Raw genomic sequence first — 16,378 nt, forward strand, 5'->3', positions numbered from 1 at the left:
CGCGGGCGGCGGGGCGGGCGGGGCGCTCGGGGTCGGGGCCACGTCGACGTCGTGCACGAGCAGTTCCTCGGTGAACTGACCGGCGCGGGTGAGCAGCTCGCCGCCCGCGGTCACGATCATCGAGTCGCCGTCGAAGACCAACTCGTCCTGGCCGCCCACCATGTTGACGTAGGCCACGGTGGCGCCGGCCTCTGCGGCTCGGCGTTGGACCAGCGGCAGGCGGGCATTGTCCTTGTTGAGCTCGTACGGCGAAGCATTGATGTTGACCACGAGCCCGACCCCCGCCCGCCGCGCGGCGGCGAACGGACCGCCCGCCTGCCACAGGTCCTCGCACACGGTCAGGGCCACGTCGACACCGCCGAAGCGCACGACGGTCAGCGCGGTCCCCGGCTCGAAGTAGCGGTCCTCGTCGAACACCCCGTAGTTGGGCAGGTGGTGCTTGTAGTAGGTGGCGGCAATCTCCCCGCCCAGCAGCAGCGCCGAGGCATCGCGCCGGCCGCTGCCCTTGACCGCCGCCGAGCTGGTCGGGGCGGGGCCGTCGGCGTCGACGTAGCCGACCACCACTGCCACCTCGCCGAGACCGTCGGCGGCCAGGTCGGCGGCCAGCGTGCGCAACGCGTGCTGGGAGGCCACCACGAGGGACTCGCGGAACACGAGGTCCTCGATTGGATAACCGGTCAGCATCATCTCCGGGAACGCGACCAGCTGGGCACCGGCGTCGGCCGCGCGGCGGGTCCACCGGCGCACCGCGGCGGCATTGCCGGCGATGTCACCGACAGTCGGATTCACCTGGGCGAGAGCAAGACGCAACGAGGGCATGCCCCTATTCTTCCCACAGCGTTGCCATCCCATCCCGCCTTACCCTGGGCCCGGGGCATTACCCCAAGCGGCACGCGCGTGGATTGGTCAGCGTAATCTCGGCGTAACGGGACCGGGAGAGACTGGGCACCGGCAAGCCTGAGGGGACGACGTGGACCGACAGCAGGAGTTCGTGCTTCGCACGCTTGAGGAGCGCGACATCCGTTTTGTCCGGCTTTGGTTCACCGATGTGCTGGGCACCCTGAAGAGCGTCTCCGTGGCCCCGGCCGAGCTCGAGTCCGCCTTCGAGGAGGGCATGGGCATCGACGGCTCGGCGATCGAGGGCTTTGCCCGGGTCTCCGAGTCCGACATGGTGGCGATGCCCGACCCGACCACCTTCCAGGTTTTCCCGTTCGAGGGCGGGGTCAGCGGGGAGAGCGCGCGGATCTTCTGCGACATCCTGCTGCCCGACGGCAGCGCGGCCTGGGCCGACCCGCGCCACGTGCTGCGCCGGATGCTGGCCAAGGCCGCCGAGAAGGGCTTCACCTTCTACACCCACCCGGAGATCGAGTTCTTCCTGGTGCAGGACGGGCCGCTGGACGGCTCGGTGCCGGTGCCGGTCGACGGCGGCGGTTACTTCGACCACACCACGCACTCGGTGGCGCGTGACTTCCGGCGCCAGGCGGTGCTCGCGCTGGAGCGCATCGGCATCTCGGTGGAGTTCAGTCACCACGAGGTCGCGCCCGGCCAGCAGGAGATCGACCTGCGCTACGCCGACGCGCTGACCACCGCCGACAACATCATGACGTTCCGGCACGTGGTCAAGGAGGTCGCGCTGTCGCAGGGCGTGCGCGCGACGTTCATGCCCAAGCCATTCACCGACCAGCCCGGCAGCGGCATGCACACCCACCTGTCGCTGTTCGAGGGCGAGCGCAACGCGTTCTACGACGCCGAGGACCCGCTCAAGCTGTCCAAGACGGCCCGCGCGTTCATCGCCGGCCTGCTCGTGCACGCCCGCGAGTACACGGCCGTCACCAACCAGTGGGTCAACTCCTACAAGCGGCTGTTCCCGATGCAGTTGCCCGACCGGATCACCGAGTCGCCGGCGTTCGTCAGCTGGGGTGCGCTCAACCGCTCGGCGCTGGTGCGCGTGCCCGCGTTCGGCAAGCCCGGCTCGGCGCGCGTCGAGGTGCGCTCGCTTGACTCGGCGACCAACCCCTACCTCGCCTTCGCGGTGATGCTCGGTGCCGGTCTCAAGGGCATCGAGGAGGGCTATGAGCTGCCGCCGGGCGCCGAGGACGACGTCTGGTCGCTGTCGGCCCAGGAACGCAAGGCGATGGGGTACGACTCCCTGCCGGAAAACTTGTCCGAGGCGATCGATGTGATGGCCAAGTCGGAGCTGATCCCCGAGGTGCTGGGCGAGCACGTGTTCGACTTCTTCCTGCGCAACAAGCGCCAGGAGTGGGAGCAATACCGCCGCGAGGTCACGCCGTACGAGCGCCAGCGCTACCTCGGCAGCCTTTAGCGGCTGTTGCGACCCGCGAGGCGAAACCGAAGCCAATATCGTTTGAGCAGCACCGATCCGATACCGTGCCTCCCAACATCGCAAGGTTCTGAGGGGGAACGGTCGTGCTGGAAAATCTGCTCGAGGGTGCTGGGCGCAGCATCGTGTTCGGAGCGCTGGGCATCGCTCTGATGGCGGTTGGCTTCGTGCTGGTCGACCTGCTCACCCCCGGCAAGCTGCGCGACCTGATCTGGGTCGACAAGAACCGCAACGCCGCCATGCTGCTGGCCGCCAACCAGCTCGGCATCGCGTTGATCGTGTTCACTGCGGTGTTCACCAGCTACGAGAACTTCACCGAGGGTCTGGTGTCGACCGCGCTGTTCGGCGTGCTCGGCATCGCGGTGATGGGCCTGGCGTTCGTGGTGCTCGACTGGATGACCCCTGGCAAGCTGGGTGAAGTCATCTGCAGCGAGGACCGTCACCCCGGCGCGATCGTCAGCGCGGCCTCGCACTTCGGCGCCGCCCTCATCGTGTGTGCCTGCATTGCTTAGGCTGCGCGGATGATCGTCGATCTCGATCCGGTGACGAAGGACAACTGGCGGGCGCTGACCAAGCTGAGCGTGCACCCCGATCAGCGCGAGTTCGTCGCCGACGTCACGTACTACCTGGCCATGTGCGCGTACGGCGAGCTGTGGCATCCGCTCGCGGTGACCGTGAACGGCCAGGTTGCTGGGTTCTGCATGTGGGCAGTGGACGAGGATCGCAGCCGGTGGATCGGCGGCGTGGTGGTCGATGAGTCCCGCCAGCGCCAGGGCATCGGGCGCTCGCTGGTGACCACCCTGCGCGACCGCCTCGCCGCCGAGCCGGGCACCCCCAATGTGGCGCTGAGCTATCAGCCCGCCAACACCGCGGCGCGCTCGCTCTACCTGGCTCTCGGGTTCGTGGAGACCGGCGAGACCGAGGACGACGAGGTCGTGGCGAGGTGGACACCGCCCACCAGTTAGCCTCGTCGGGTGGGTAGAGCACTGGTGGTCGAGAACGACCCGACGGATGATCTGCGCCGGCTCGGGGACTGGTTTGCCGAGGCGGGGCTGGAGCTGACGGTCGTGCGCCCGCACGCCGGGGAGCCGTTGCCCGAGACCCTCGACGATTACCTGGCGCTGGTGGTGCTGGGCGGTGACCAGAGCGCCTACTCCACCGAGCAGGGGCCGTGGTTCCCGGCCCTCGAAGGTCTGCTGCGCAAGGCGGTGCGCCACCACGTGCCGACGCTGGGTGTGTGCCTGGGCGCCCAGTTGCTCGCCCAGGCCCACGGCGGCCTGGTCGAGCGCAGCACCTCCGGGCCGGAGATCGGACCCGCGTTGGTCGGGCGGCGCGACGCGGCCGACACCGACCCGCTGTTCAAATGGGTGCCGCTGCTGCCCGACGTGGTGCAGTGGCACAGCGACGAGATCACCGAGCTGCCCATCGGCGCGGTGCTGCTCGCCGCGTCGAGCCGCTATCCGCACCAGGCGTTCCGCCTCGGCGACCGGGCCTGGGGCGTGCAGTTCCACATCGAGTGCGACGTCGACATGATCACCGCCTGGACGGAGTCCGACAGCGAGGTCATCGAGGAGCTGGGCTTCGACCCGGACAGCGTGATCGCCGCGACCGCCGGGGTGCTCGCCGACGTGGAGGAGGTGTGGCAGCCCTTCGCCGCCCGCTTCGCCGCGCTGGCCAAGGGCGAGCTGCCCGGCGCCGACATCCCCGCGCCTGGCACCCCGCGCACCCTGCCGCTGCTGGGTCAGTGACGTGACCAGGCCCAGCCGGCTCGCCCGCTTCGGCTTCGCCGACAACGGCTCCCGGGCCGCCGACCTGCTCGGCCCGGAAGGGCTGGGGCTGTGGGACGCCGGCTTGCAGGAGCCGGTCAGCACGCAGGCCACCGAGCTGATCCACTCGCTGTCGCGTGCCGCCGACCCCAACCTGGCACTGCGCCAGCTGCACCGGATGGTCGAGACGGCCACCCGGGAGGCCCGGCGCAGCAGCGGCGGCCCGGTGCAGGCGGCCGACGGGGAGATCGCCGGCAGCCCGGTCACCGAGACCATCCTGTCCGCGCTCAGCGAGGACGCGGGGCTGCGCCGGCGGCTGGTGTCGGTGCTGGGCGCCTCCAGCGCGCTCGGCGACCACCTGGTGGCCAACTCCGAGCAGTGGCGGGTGCTGGCCACCGGCAAGACCGGGCTGCCGCCCAACGCCGACGGGCATCTGGAGTTCGAGCCCGGCGGGGATGGCGGGCCGCCGGCGGTGCCGGCGCTGCGGGCGGCGTACCGGATGGCGTTGCTGCGCATCGTGGCGGCCGATCTCACCGGCGGCCGCGGGCTCGAACCGACGATGGCGGCGTTGTCGCAGCTCGCGGACGAGACGCTCGGGGCGGCGTACCGGATAGCTGTCGATGGTCTTGCGCAGAGCGTGAGCGAACCACGCCTGGCGGTGGTGGCGATGGGTAAGTGCGGCGGGAACGAGCTGAATTACGTCTCCGATGTGGACGTGATCTTCGTGGTGGCCGGGGACGAGGATCTGTCGGCGGGTGCGACGGTCGCGGCCCGGCTGATCGAGATCTGCGGGCAGGTGGCGTGGCAGGTCGACGCGGCGCTGCGCCCCGAGGGCAACCGGGGGCCGCTGGTTCGCACGCTGGCAAGCCACCAGGCCTACTATCGGCGCTGGGCACGGACGTGGGAGTTCCAGGCGCTGCTCAAGGCCCGCCCGGCGGCCGGTGACCTGGGGCTCGCCCAGGAGTGGATCGACGATCTCGCGCCGCTGGTGTGGCAAGCGGCCGAACGCCCCGAGGCGGTCGCGGACGTGCGGGACATGCGCCGCAAGATCATTGAGAACGTGCCCCGGGCCGAGGTGGACCGCGAGATCAAGCGGGGTCCTGGCGGTCTGCGCGACATCGAGTTCGCCGTGCAACTGTTGCAGCTCGTGCACGGGCGCATCGACGAGACATTGCGTTCGACAGGCACCCTTCCCGCGTTGCGTGCCCTGGTCGCCGGGGGATACGTCGGTCGCGAGGACGGCGAGACGCTGCTGCACGGCTACCGCTTCCTGCGCGACGTCGAGCATCGCCTGCAACTGCAGAATCTGCGCCGCACCCACACCATTCCCGACGACCCGAAGGCGCTGCGCTGGCTCGCCGCCTCGCTCGGCTACCGCGCGGACCCCGGGCGCGACGCGGTGCAGGCGTTCCGCTCGGACTGGATCGGCCATGCCGCCCAGGTCCGCCGGCTGCACGCCAAGCTGCTCTACCGCCCGCTGTTGGAGGCCGTCGCCAGGGTGCCCGCCGAGGCGCTGCGGATGACGCCCGAGTCGGCCGGCCGGCGCCTGGAGGTGCTGGGCTTCGCCGACCCGGCTGGGGCGCTGCGCCACCTGCAGGCGCTTACCGGCGGGGTGAGCCGCACCGCGGCGATCCAGCGCACCCTGCTGCCGATGCTGCTGCAGGACTTCGCGGACGCCCCCGAACCCGACCGCGGCCTGCTCAACTACCGGCACGTGTCGGACAAGCTGGGCAGCACCCCGTGGTATCTGCGGTTGTTGCGCGACGGCGGCCCGGTCGCGCGGCGGCTGGCCCGGGTGCTGGGCCTGTCGCGCTACGCCACCGACCTGCTCACCCGTGACCCGGAGGCGCTGCGGCTGCTGGCCGACGACGCCGAGCTGCTGCCGCGGGGCCGCGACGCCTTGCGCGACGGGTTCGTGGCCGCCGCCGACCGGCACCTGCGCGACGGCGTGACCGATCCGGCCCCGGCGATCGCCGCGATCCGGGCCATGCGCCGGCGTGAGCTGTTCCGGCTGGCCTGCGCCGACCTGCTCAGCCAGGCCGGGGAACTCGCCCCGGACGAGCCGCTCGACGTGCAGCGCATCGGCATCGCGCTCTCCGACGTCACCGACGCCACCCTGGCCGCCGCGCTGCACGTGGCCCGCCGGGTGCACCCCGGGCCCGAGGACCTGCGCTTCGCGGTGATCGGGGTGGGCCGCCTGGGCAGCTACGAGATGAGCTACCCGTCCGACGCCGACGTGCTGTTCGTCTACTCCGGCACCAAGCAGGCCAGCTCGGCCGCGCAAGCCATCGCCGAGGAGATGCGCCGCACGCTCAGTGCCCCGGCCCCCGACCCGCCGCTGGGCATCGACGCCGACCTGCGACCCGAGGGCCGGCAAGGTCCGCTGGTGCGCAGCCTGAACGCGTACACGCAGTACTACGCGCGCTGGTCGCGGGTGTGGGAGTCGCAGGCGTTGCTGCGGGCCCGGTTCGTGTGCGGGGATGAGGAACTGGGCCGCGAGTTCGAGCAGCTCGCCGACCCGGTGCGCTACCCGGATGGCGGGCTCACCCGCGAGCAGGTCGTGGAGATCCGGCGGATCAAGGCGCGGGTGGAGACCGAGCGGCTGCCGCGCGGCGCGGACCCGAACACCCACACCAAGCTGGGCCGCGGCGGGCTTGCGGACGTGGAGTGGGCGGTGCAACTGATCCAGCTGCGGCACGCGTACGCGCTGGCCGAGCTGCGTCGTACCCGGACGCTGGAAGCTCTTGCCGCCGAGGTCGAGGCGAAGCTGATCGACAAGGTCGACGCGGCGGCCATGCAGGCCGGATGGACGCTGGCCGCTCAGGTCCGCAACGCGCTCACGCTGGTGCGCGGGCGCCCGACCGATCAGCTACCGCGCCACGGCGTGGAGCTGGCCGGCGTCGTGCAACTGCTCGGCGGCGGTGACCCGGGGGAGTTCGTGGACCGGTATCTGCGGCTGACCCGGCGGTCGCGAGCGGCGATGGAACGGGTTCTCGATGCGTGATCCCGTCCGGCCGATCGTGGCCGCGGCGGTGCTCGCTGTGCTGCTGAGAGTGCCGTTCCTGTTCACCGGCCTCTCGACCGATGAGGGCGGCTACGCCTATGTGGCCCGCCAGTGGGCCCGCGGCGACCGGCTCTACGACACGGCATGGCTGGACCGGCCGCAGGGGCTGCTGCTGGTCTATCGCGGGCTGCTCGGGCTCGACGGTTCCGGCTGGACGATCCGCCTGGGCGTCGTGCTGGGCGGCGCGATCATTACTGTGGCGCTGGGGGCGCTCGGAACGCTGCTGGTCAACCGGGCTACCGGCAGCACGGCGGCGTTTCTGTACGCGGTGCTCGGCGTGGCACCGCACCTGGAAGGCATGACGTTCAACGGCGAGCTGCTGGCCAGCATCCCGTCGACGGTGTCCATCGCGCTGCTGGTGTTGTGGTGGCGGCGGTCCCGTTCGGTGTGGTGGCTGCTCGGTGCGGGCCTGCTGGCCGGGGTGGCGCTGACCATGAAGCAGTCCGGCATCGATGCGCTCCTGGTGGGGCTGGTGCTGGTGGTGCTGCTGCGCCGCGGGTTCCTGTTCTTTGCGGCCGCGACGGTGCCCCTGCTCGCGTCGGTCGCGCACGGCTTGGCCATCGGCTGGTCCTCCTACTGGGACGCTCTGATCGGCTACCAGCTGTCGGCGATGGGCGGGGACGGTTCCAACGCGAGCACCCGCTGGTCCGACCTCGGCCGCCACGCCGGCGACATCGCGCTGGACGTGACGCTGGTGCTGGTGGTGTCGCTGCTCGGCTGGCGGCTGCTGGACCGCGGCGGGCGCTGGGTGCTCGGTGCCTGGCTGGTCGCCGGGTTCATCGGCATCAACCTCGGTGGTTCGTACTGGCCGCACTACTTCGTCCAGCCGCTCCCGGCGCTCGTGCTGCTGGCCGCTGCGGCGGTGATCGGGTTGCGCTCGGTGCGGTGGCGCTGGGCTGTGGGTGGGGTGCTGGTCGCGCCCACTCTGGTGTGGTTGGTCGCGCTCGTACCGATGTCAGCAAGCCGAAGAGCTGACACCATCCCGTACGATGCCCTGGCGCGCCGCGACGATCGGATCGCCACCGTGATCAGGGCTTCCACCGCGCCGGACGACCGGATCTACGTGCTGGAGTCCGAGGCTTACCTGTACTTCCGGGCCGACCGGGTGTCGCCCTATCCGTACCTGTGGGGAAAACCGATCGACAAGATTCCGGACGCGCTGCCGAGGCTGCGCTCGATGCTCGCCTCGCCGGACCGGCCGGCCTTGGTCGTGCTGGACACCCCGCCCGCCGCGGTCGACCCGCGCGGGGGCCTCGCCGCCGGCCTCGCCGTGTACTACCACCCCGAAACAACTGTCGAAGGTGTGCCGATCCTGCGAGCCAACCCGTGACTGCCGCCGCCAAGGTCCGCTGGCTTGGCTTCCTCGGCGCGCTGTGCTGCGCCGCTGACGCCGTGCTGTTCGGCGCGCCGACCTGGATCCGGCAAGGCGTGTCAGTGGTCAGCATCCTGCGCGGGTCCAACGGCGTACTGATCCTGCTGCTCTGGATTGCGGGGCTGGCGGCGCTGTGTGCGGCGTGGTGGCAGGGGCGGCGGCTGACGCTGACCCGTAGCTGGATCCTGGTGACCGCCGCGCTGTGGATCCTGCCGCTGCTGGTGGTGCCGCCGCTGGCCAGCCGGGACATGTACGCCTACGCGTGTCAGGGCGCGCTGTTCGACGCCGGGTACAACCCGTCGGTCGACGCGATCGCCGCGCAGCCGTGCCCGTGGATCGAGTCGGTCTCGGTGGTCTGGCGCAGCACGCCCACCCCGTACGGGCCGCTGTGGATTTTGCTGACCGGGTTCGCCGCGTCGTTCGGGTCGCAGGTGGTGGCCCTGGGAATCTTCCGGGTCTACGCGGTGCTGGCGGTGGCCGGGCTCGCGCTGGCGCTGCCGCCGCTGGCCCGCCGGCTGGGGGTGGACGAGAACCGGGCGCTGTGGCTGGTGCTGTGCTGCCCGCTGGTGGCGGTGCACTTCATCGGCGGCGCGCACAACGACACGCTGGCGATGGCGTTGCTGGCAGCCGGGCTGGCCCTGGTCACCCGGGGATCGGCGCGCTTCTGGATCGCCGGGGGAGCGCTGATCGGCGCGGCGATCGCCATCAAGACGACCGTCGGGGTGGTGCTGCCGTTCGCCGCGGTGCTGGCGGCAGGGGGGTTCTCGTTCGACCGTCTCACCCACTTCCTGCGCCGGGGCGGGGCCGTGGTCGGGGGCGCGGCGGCACTTTTGGTCATCCTCTCCGTAGGGTCTGGCCTGGGGTTCGGCTGGGCGACGTCACTGTCGGGCGCGGGCGAGTCCCGCAGCTGGACGTCCCCACCCACCGCCGTGGGCCTCGCGGTGAACGCGGCCGGGAAATGGTTCGGCGCTTCCATCGACGTAGTGCCGGCGATCCGGACCATTGCGGTGCTCGTGCTGCTGATCGCCCTCGTCGTGATCTGGTGGCGGTTCCGCAACGGCGACACGCTGTACGGCGCCGGGCTGGCCTGCCTGGCCGTCATCTTCTGCGCCCCCATCACGCAGCCCTGGTATGTGTTCTGGACGCTGGTGCTGTGGGCGGTGACGACCATGCCGATCCGCTGGCTCGAGATCGTGATCATCGCGTCCATGTTCCTGATCCTGCCCAACGGCGACGGCGCCTGGAAACCGCTGCAAGTGCCGTTCGCGTTCCTGGTCACCGGGCTGGTCTGCGGGGTGGCATGGCGATCGGTGCAATGGCTGCGCACGCCACAACTGGTGCCGCGATGAGGGTCAGCGCGCCGCTCATCCGCTGGGGTGGGCTGGCCGGCAGCATGGCGACTGCGGGTACGGCCTGGCTGGGCGGGTCGGGCTTCGAGCGGGTGCCGAGCATCAACCCGGTCACGCTGCTCAGCGGTCAGCGCGGGGTGCTCCTGCCGATTCTCTGGGTTACCGGTACGGCGGTGCTGATCCTGGCCCGGTGGTTCGGACGGCACGTGGTGCCCTCCACGCGCTGGGCTTTGATCACGGCTGCACTGTGGTTCGTGCCGGTGCTGCCGTTCCTGCCGCTGGGCAGCGCGGACGTGTACTCGTACGCGTGTCAGGGTTACGTCCAGCAGGCCGGGGGTGACCCGTATGCCGCCGGCGTGGGTTCGTCCGGCTGCCCGTGGCTCGGCTCGGTCGCCTCGTCCTGGGTGGACTCCCCAGCTCCGTACGGACCGCTGTTCCTGCTGGTCGCCGCGCGCGTGGTGGGGCTGGCGGGGGACTCGCTGGCCGGGGTGATCGCCGGGCTGCGGGTGGTCGCGCTGGGCGGGGTTGCGCTGATCGCCGCCGGGGTGCCGGTGCTGGCCCGGCGCTGCGGGATCGACCCGGGCCGGGCGGTGTGGATGGTGCTGGCCTGCCCGATCGTGCTCGTACACCTGGTGTCGGGCGCGCACAACGATGCGCTGATGGCCGGGTTGATCGTGTGCGGGCTGGCGCTGGCGGCTTCGCGTGTTTCTCCGGGCTGGCTGGTCGCGGCGGGGGCGCTGCTCGGGCTGGCCGTGGGGGTCAAGGCCACGGCGATCGTGGTGGTTCCGTTCGCCGTGCTGGCCGCCAAGCGCGGTTTGCGTCCGGCTCTGCCCCTCGCGGGTGGCCTGGTGCTTTCCACGCTCGCGCTCGCGCTTGCGTCGGGGCGCGGCTTCGGGTGGGTGGCCGGGCTGCTGCGCAGTGGTGACAGCGTGACGTGGGGCTCGCCGCCCACCGCGGTAGGACTGACGATCAAGGCCCTGACAGGGTACGACGCAGTTCCCGCGACGCGGCTGCTCGGCATTGTGGTGCTGGCGGGCATCCTGGTGTGGCTGGCCCTGCGAGCCTGGCGGCAGGGGAAAGCGCTGGACGGCGCCGGGCTGGCGCTGGCCGCTACGGTGCTGTGCGCGCCGGTGTTCCACCCCTGGTACGCGCTCTGGCCGCTCGCGGTTCTCGCCGCTACCCGAGCCGAGAGCCGCTGGCTGCTGGGGTTGTGCGCGTTGGCCGCCACGCTGACGACACCGGCCGGGTACAACTGGGGGCTCTACACCCGGATACCCGGCGCGATTGTGGTGACAGTGGCGCTGGCTTGGCTGGGCGCTCGGGCCGTACGGCGAAGGGTGCCCGCATGATGCGACGGTGGATGATGCTCGGCGGGCTGGCGATCCTCGCCGCCGGGCTGCTCGTGTGGACGGCGATCCTGCACTTCTACTTCGACTCCGGGGTCTACGCCGGGGCGATGCGCTACTGGTTCCGCGACGGCGGCATGGTCTACGACTACATGAAGCCGGGGACGCCGTACGGCTTCACGTATCCGCCCTTCGCCGGGCTCGTCATGTCACCGATGGCGTACCTGCCGCTCTGGGCCGTGGCCACGCTCGCCTCCATCGCCTCCATCGCCGTCACCGTGCTGGTCATGTGGTGGTTCATCACGCCGCTGGTCCGCCGGCAAGGCTGGCCACCCCGGTACGCGGTCGCGGTCGCCTCCTGCCTGGCCCTGATCTTCGAGCCGGTGCGCGAGACCTTCGGCTTCGGCCAGGTCAACATGCTGCTGCTCGCGCTCGTGACCGCCGACCTGCTGTTCGGGCTCACCCAGAACCGGCGCTGGACGGGCGTCGGCATCGGGCTGGCCACCGCGGTCAAGCTGACCCCTGGGGTGTTCATCCTGTACCTGCTGGTCACCCGGCGATGGCGGGCGGCAGGTACGGCGATCGGCACCTCCGCCGCAGCAACGTTGCTGGCCGCGGCAATGTGGCCGGACGCGTCGCGCGAGTTCTGGACGGCCGCGCTGTGGGACACCAACCGGGTCGGCAACCTGGCGTATGTGTCCAACCAGTCGCTGCGCGGTTTCCTGGCCCGGTTACCGGTGGACGCGGTCGAACCGGTTTTGTGGGTCGCCGGGGTGCTGCTGATCCTGGGCGTCTGGGCGTGGCGGGTGCGCCGGGCTGATGCGCTGGGGGCGCTTGCGCTGACGGGCGTGCTCAGCTGTCTGATCAGCCCGGTGACGTGGGTGCATCATTGCGTGTGGTTGCTGCCTGCGCTCGTACGGTGCGCGGAATGGTCCTGGAAGTGGAGCCTCGGCATCTTCGTGGTGCTCAGCTCGCGGGTGACCTTCCTCTACGAGACCGGCCCCAAGCCACCGCTGGCCATTATCGGAGCCAATTTCTATGTGTACGCCGGACTGGCGCTGCTGCTGTTCCTCCCGCTCTCCCCGCCGTCCCGTAACGACGCCATCGACGAAGCCACGGGGGAGACGGGTTTCCTGCGCCTCGGCCGGCTGTGACCGCCGGGCAGTAATGTTCGGCGACGTGCATCCCCTGCTCCGACTGCTGCTCGACGCCGCCGAAGGTCGCTTCCTGCCGCCGGACGGGGAGGTGACGGTGCTGCCCGCAATGCCGGGCGGGCTGGAGTGCTCGGTGGCGTTCACCGGCCATGGGGTCGTGGCCACCGAGCTGGCGCCCGACGCGGTGCACGCGCTGGGGCCGGACGGGTTCGGCGGCTCCATGGCCCCCGACTTCCTGCGCGCCGTGGCTGGGCCGACCGGCCGGGTCGGCGACCTCGACGTGATGCTGACCCGGCCCGGCACCGGCGGCCGCCCCAGCCTGCAACCCCTCACCGGCAGCGACGAGCACCCCCGCGTGCAGTACGCCAGGGATTTGCGCACCGACCTGCGCGTTTACGGCGACCCTGCCCGAGGGCTGGTCGTGCTGGCCAGCGGGCTGGCCGGGCGCCTGGAGCTCAGCATCGAACTGCACCGGCTACCGGAAGCGGGAAACGGCCACGGCCGCAGCCTGATCACCGACGCGCTGACCCTCGTGCCGGCCGGCGAGCCGGTGTTCGCCGCCGTGTCCCCGGGTAACGCCCGATCGCTGCGGGCCTTCCTGGCCGCCGGGTTCATCCCGATCGGTTCGGAGGTCATCGTCCGGCCCGCGCGGGAGGCGTAGCGGTCAGGTGGTGCTGCGGGGGAGCCGGACGACGTAGGAGCCGGCCACGCGATCGTGCAAGCCGCGCTGCTGCGGGTCCATGATCAGCGGTGGGATGAACAGGGCGAGCAGGACCGCCCGGAGGAACGCTTTGCCGATGCCGATCGCGCCGCCATCGACGTACGAGATGCATCGCAGCCTGGCCAGCCACAGGCCGGGAGTTTGTCCGAAGAGGCCGATGAAGAAGGTGTTGATCACGATCAGCAGGGCCACCGGAGGCCAAGGCACCACCCGGGGGTCGGCGTAAGCGGCCGCGATGAGCTCGCAGAGCGCCCAGTCGATGAGGAGCGCGGCGAGACGCCGGAGGAACCCACCCATCTCCATGCGGGCCGGATTGAAGGTAGGTGTCGCCACGCATCAGAGGTTAGTACCGGCGAATCCGGCTCATGCTGGGGGCACGGCGGGATAGCCTCGGGAAGGCCTGTGGAACATCACAGTGTCCGTAACATGGCGGAAACAATAGGGATACGCCTGGGCAACGGCTACCCCATAGCGTCGCGACCAGCCTAGCCACCGTGCCAGTCATCGTTGCGGTCCACGCCGCCTCGAGTATTGATGATTCTTGTGCCAGGAGGACGTGTGTTCGCCAATCCCGAGGAACTCCTGCGATACCTCAAAGACGAGGACGTCAAGTTCGTCGACGTACGATTCTGTGACCTTCCCGGCGTGATGCAGCACTTCAACATGCCGGTTGAGTCGTTCGACGACAGCGCCATCACCGACGGCCTCGCCTTCGACGGATCCTCCATCCGCGGGTTCCAGGCCATCCACGAGTCCGACATGATGCTGCTGCCGGACGTCACCACGGCCTTCATCGACCCGTTCCGCATCCAGAAGACCCTGGCGCTCAACTTCTTCATCCACGACCCGTTCACCCGCGAGCCCTACTCGCGTGACCCGCGCAACGTGGCGAAGAAGGCGGAAACCTACCTGGCGTCGAGCGGCATCGCCGACACGGCCTACTTCGGGGCCGAGGCGGAGTTCTACATCTTCGACTCGATCCGCCACGAGACCTCGGCCCACCAGGCGTTCTACTACATCGACTCGATCGAGGGCGCCTGGAACTCCGGCAGGGAGGAAGAGGGCGGCAACCGCGGCTACAAGACCGCGTTCAAGGGTGGCTACTTCCCGGTCGCGCCGCTGGACCACTACTCCGACCTGCGTGACGCCATGGTGCGCCGGCTGATCGACACCGGCTTCACCGTCGAGCGCTCGCACCACGAGGTCGGCACCGCGGGCCAGGCCGAGATCAACTACAAGTTCTCGACGCTGCTGCACGCCGGCGACCAGATGCAGATGTTCAAGTACATCATCAAGAACACCGCCTGGGAGCACGGCAAGACCGCCACGTTCATGCCCAAGCCGCTGTTCGGCGACAACGGCTCCGGCATGCACACCCACCAGAGCCTCTGGCTCGGCGGCGAGCCGCTGTTCTACGACGAGACCGGGTACGCCGGGCTGTCCGACACCGCCCGCTGGTACATCGGTGGCCTGCTGCACCACGCCCCGTCGCTGCTGGCGTTCACCAACCCGACGGTCAACTCGTACCGCCGCCTGGTGCCCGGCTACGAGGCCCCGGTCAACCTGGTCTACTCCCAGCGCAACCGCTCGGCCTGCACCCGCATCCCGGTGACGGGCAGCAACCCGAAGGCCAAGCGCGTCGAGTTCCGCGTGCCGGACCCGTCGAGCAACCCGTACCTGGCCTTCTCGGCCCAGATGATGGCCGGCCTGGACGGCATCAAGAACAAGATCGAGCCCCCGGCGCCGATCGACAAGGACCTGTACGACCTCCCGCCGGAGGAGTGGGCGGGCGTCAGCCAGGTCCCGGCTTCGCTCGACGCGGTGCTCAACTCGCTTGAGGCCGACCACGAGTTCCTGACCGCGGGCGGCGTCTTCACCGACGACCTGATCTCCACCTGGGTCGACTGGAAGCGCACAAACGAAATCGACCCGGTCCGGCTCCGCCCGACCCCGCACGAATTCGAGATGTACTACAACGTCTGAGTCGCCAGGCGAACGGCGGTCGTCCCGGCTTCGAGCTGGGGCGGCCGCCGTTTGCTGTGCCGTATCGCTGCTGCCGCTTTGCGGAAGGCTCGGACGTCTGCCGCGAGCCGGCGCATCTGCGCCGCTCCACGATCGCCTCAAGAACCACCTGACGCCGACCGTCGTGGCGCGGGGAAATCGTCACGGTGATTCGAGCGAGCGCCGAGTGCGCTCGCCGTCCCAGCCCATCCAGCAGTCGGCAAAGGCTGTCGAAGAAGTCGATGAGATCGCGCGGGGGCCAGCTCAGTTCGACCTCGGTGGCGGCGCTGAGCCCATCGTCCTGCAACTCGACCGGCCTCACGGCGACATAGCCGTCGCCCTGCGGGTCTGTCGGCGAGTGGAACGCCCAGGCGTTCTCGCCGAAGATCAGGCCTGGACTCCCGGTAGCCCGGATGCCGCTGGCCCAGGTACCTGCTAGCCGGTGCCGCCTTGTTCGGAGTGCTCGGTCCGCCCTGCTGGGGCTGGTTGTCGCTAGCGGGGCCGCTGCTGGCGGGCGCCCTTGGACGGCCGCATGTTCTTCGGGATCGCGCCCTTGGGCATCTGCGGGCGCGACATCAGGGCGCCGAGGCGCTTGTCCAGGGAGTTGACGTCCTTGCCGGTCAGGTTGCGCGGCAGGCGCATCATCGTCGTGCGCAGTTTGCGGATCGAGAGTTCGCCCTCGCCGGTGCCGATGACGTAGTCGTACATCGGGGCGTTGCCGATGACCTTGGACAGGCGCCGCTTCTCCTGGCCCATCAGGCCGCGCACGCGCTGCGGCTGGCCCTCACCCAGCAGGATGACGCCGGGCCGGCCGATGACCACGTGGATCATGTCGAACTGGGTCGTGGAGCTGGCGGCCGGGCGTACCCGCCAGTCGCCGCGCAGGTTTTCCATGATCGAGGCGGCCGCGCCGGGCTGGCCCTCGGCCGCGTTCATCATCGCGGCGTTGGAGCGCAGGTTGAGCACGATCAGGGCGGCCAGCAGCGCGACCATCACGCCGATCGGGATCCAGGCCCAGCCCAGGCCGAGCAGCAGGAGAAGCACCGCCACGGCGAGCGGGATCAGCACAGCCGCGATCAGCAGCGGCACGAACCACTTGTCCTGCCGTGCCGTGAAGGCGAACACCTGGCCGATCTGCTTCAGGCGCCCACCGAACGACACCTTCTCCTGGGGTTTTGCCATACCCGAAAGTGTAAGGGTCGCCGTGCTGCTCCAGTGGGCCGGGCGGGTGCTTGCGCCTCGTCCGGCCAGGCTGCCTACTGCG

The 16,378-nt window shown here is 70.3% G+C and carries 14 protein-coding genes; 11 read left to right on the forward strand and 3 right to left on the reverse strand.

What is annotated here, in order from left to right:
* Positions 1 to 819: nitrilase-related carbon-nitrogen hydrolase (locus TFC3_RS08480; protein WP_304438969.1), on the reverse strand; the 819-nt coding region annotated here is incomplete at its 3' end.
* A gap of 151 nt (positions 820 to 970) precedes the next feature.
* Between TFC3_RS08480 and TFC3_RS08485 the strand changes: the two genes are divergently transcribed.
* From TFC3_RS08485 to TFC3_RS08530, 10 genes are all read left to right on the forward strand, one after another.
* Complete coding sequence (locus TFC3_RS08485) at positions 971 to 2,323, forward strand: glutamine synthetase family protein (RefSeq protein WP_067497771.1); 1,353 nt, start codon at positions 971 to 973, stop codon at positions 2,321 to 2,323.
* 104 nt (positions 2,324 to 2,427) lie between these two features.
* Positions 2,428 to 2,853 (forward strand): DUF350 domain-containing protein, encoded by a 426-nt coding sequence (locus tag TFC3_RS08490; RefSeq protein WP_067497773.1) that lies wholly within the window; start codon positions 2,428 to 2,430, stop codon positions 2,851 to 2,853.
* 9 nt (positions 2,854 to 2,862) lie between these two features.
* Complete coding sequence (locus tag TFC3_RS08495) at positions 2,863 to 3,306, forward strand: N-acetyltransferase (RefSeq protein WP_067497775.1); 444 nt, start codon at positions 2,863 to 2,865, stop codon at positions 3,304 to 3,306.
* A gap of 9 nt (positions 3,307 to 3,315) precedes the next feature.
* Entirely contained in the window at positions 3,316 to 4,089 is a 774-nt protein-coding gene (locus TFC3_RS08500; protein ID WP_067497778.1) for a type 1 glutamine amidotransferase, read from the forward strand.
* 1 nt (position 4,090) lies between these two features.
* The gene (locus TFC3_RS08505; RefSeq protein WP_067497781.1) at positions 4,091 to 7,111 is read left to right on the forward strand and encodes a bifunctional [glutamine synthetase] adenylyltransferase/[glutamine synthetase]-adenylyl-L-tyrosine phosphorylase; all 3,021 of its coding nucleotides are present in this window, start codon (positions 4,091 to 4,093) and stop codon (positions 7,109 to 7,111) included.
* Complete coding sequence (locus TFC3_RS08510) at positions 7,104 to 8,501, forward strand: hypothetical protein (protein ID WP_067497785.1); 1,398 nt, start codon at positions 7,104 to 7,106, stop codon at positions 8,499 to 8,501. The genes TFC3_RS08505 and TFC3_RS08510 overlap by 8 nt, the downstream gene beginning before the upstream one ends.
* Positions 8,498 to 9,892: a polyprenol phosphomannose-dependent alpha 1,6 mannosyltransferase MptB gene (gene mptB / locus TFC3_RS08515; protein WP_067497787.1), complete on the forward strand. Its 1,395-nt coding sequence runs from the start codon at positions 8,498 to 8,500 to the stop codon at positions 9,890 to 9,892. The genes TFC3_RS08510 and mptB (TFC3_RS08515) overlap by 4 nt, the downstream gene beginning before the upstream one ends.
* Positions 9,889 to 11,241: a polyprenol phosphomannose-dependent alpha 1,6 mannosyltransferase MptB gene (mptB, locus tag TFC3_RS08520; RefSeq protein WP_067497791.1), complete on the forward strand. Its 1,353-nt coding sequence runs from the start codon at positions 9,889 to 9,891 to the stop codon at positions 11,239 to 11,241. The genes mptB (TFC3_RS08515) and mptB (TFC3_RS08520) overlap by 4 nt, the downstream gene beginning before the upstream one ends.
* On the forward strand, positions 11,238 to 12,392 hold the full coding sequence (locus tag TFC3_RS08525; RefSeq protein ID WP_067497795.1) for a glycosyltransferase 87 family protein: 1,155 nt from the start codon (positions 11,238 to 11,240) through the stop codon (positions 12,390 to 12,392). The genes mptB (TFC3_RS08520) and TFC3_RS08525 overlap by 4 nt, the downstream gene beginning before the upstream one ends.
* 25 nt (positions 12,393 to 12,417) lie before the next feature.
* Complete coding sequence (locus TFC3_RS08530; protein WP_236718035.1) at positions 12,418 to 13,053, forward strand: hypothetical protein; 636 nt, start codon at positions 12,418 to 12,420, stop codon at positions 13,051 to 13,053.
* Between the two features lie 3 nt (positions 13,054 to 13,056).
* Here the strand turns inward: TFC3_RS08530 and TFC3_RS08535 are convergent, their stop codons facing one another.
* The gene (locus TFC3_RS08535) at positions 13,057 to 13,446 is read right to left on the reverse strand and encodes an RDD family protein (protein WP_369819590.1); all 390 of its coding nucleotides are present in this window, start codon (positions 13,444 to 13,446) and stop codon (positions 13,057 to 13,059) included.
* A gap of 225 nt (positions 13,447 to 13,671) precedes the next feature.
* Between TFC3_RS08535 and glnA the strand changes: the two genes are divergently transcribed.
* Positions 13,672 to 15,096 (forward strand): type I glutamate--ammonia ligase, encoded by a 1,425-nt coding sequence (gene glnA, locus TFC3_RS08540; RefSeq protein ID WP_067497803.1) that lies wholly within the window; start codon positions 13,672 to 13,674, stop codon positions 15,094 to 15,096.
* Positions 15,097 to 15,606: 510 nt separating this feature from the next.
* On the opposite strand, the gene TFC3_RS08545 is transcribed toward glnA, so the two are convergent.
* On the reverse strand, positions 15,607 to 16,296 hold the full coding sequence (locus tag TFC3_RS08545; RefSeq protein WP_067497806.1) for a DUF4191 domain-containing protein: 690 nt from the start codon (positions 16,294 to 16,296) through the stop codon (positions 15,607 to 15,609).
* Between the last annotated feature and the right edge of the window lie 82 nt (positions 16,297 to 16,378).

This window comes from Actinoplanes sp. TFC3 (assembly GCF_001553785.1).
Classification (GTDB): domain Bacteria; phylum Actinomycetota; class Actinomycetes; order Mycobacteriales; family Micromonosporaceae; genus Actinoplanes.

Excerpts from the sequence above, each read along its gene's own strand:
- TFC3_RS08495 (WP_067497775.1), top strand. The coding sequence starts at position 2,863 with ATGATCGTCGATCTCGATCCGGTGACGAAGGACAACTGGCGGGCGCTG.
- TFC3_RS08510 (WP_067497785.1), top strand. The coding sequence starts at position 7,104 with ATGCGTGATCCCGTCCGGCCGATCGTGGCCGCGGCGGTGCTCGCTGTG.
- mptB (WP_067497791.1), top strand. The coding sequence starts at position 9,889 with ATGAGGGTCAGCGCGCCGCTCATCCGCTGGGGTGGGCTGGCCGGCAGC.
- TFC3_RS08525 (WP_067497795.1), top strand. The coding sequence starts at position 11,238 with ATGATGCGACGGTGGATGATGCTCGGCGGGCTGGCGATCCTCGCCGCC.
- TFC3_RS08545 (WP_067497806.1), bottom strand. The coding sequence starts at position 16,296 with ATGGCAAAACCCCAGGAGAAGGTGTCGTTCGGTGGGCGCCTGAAGCAG.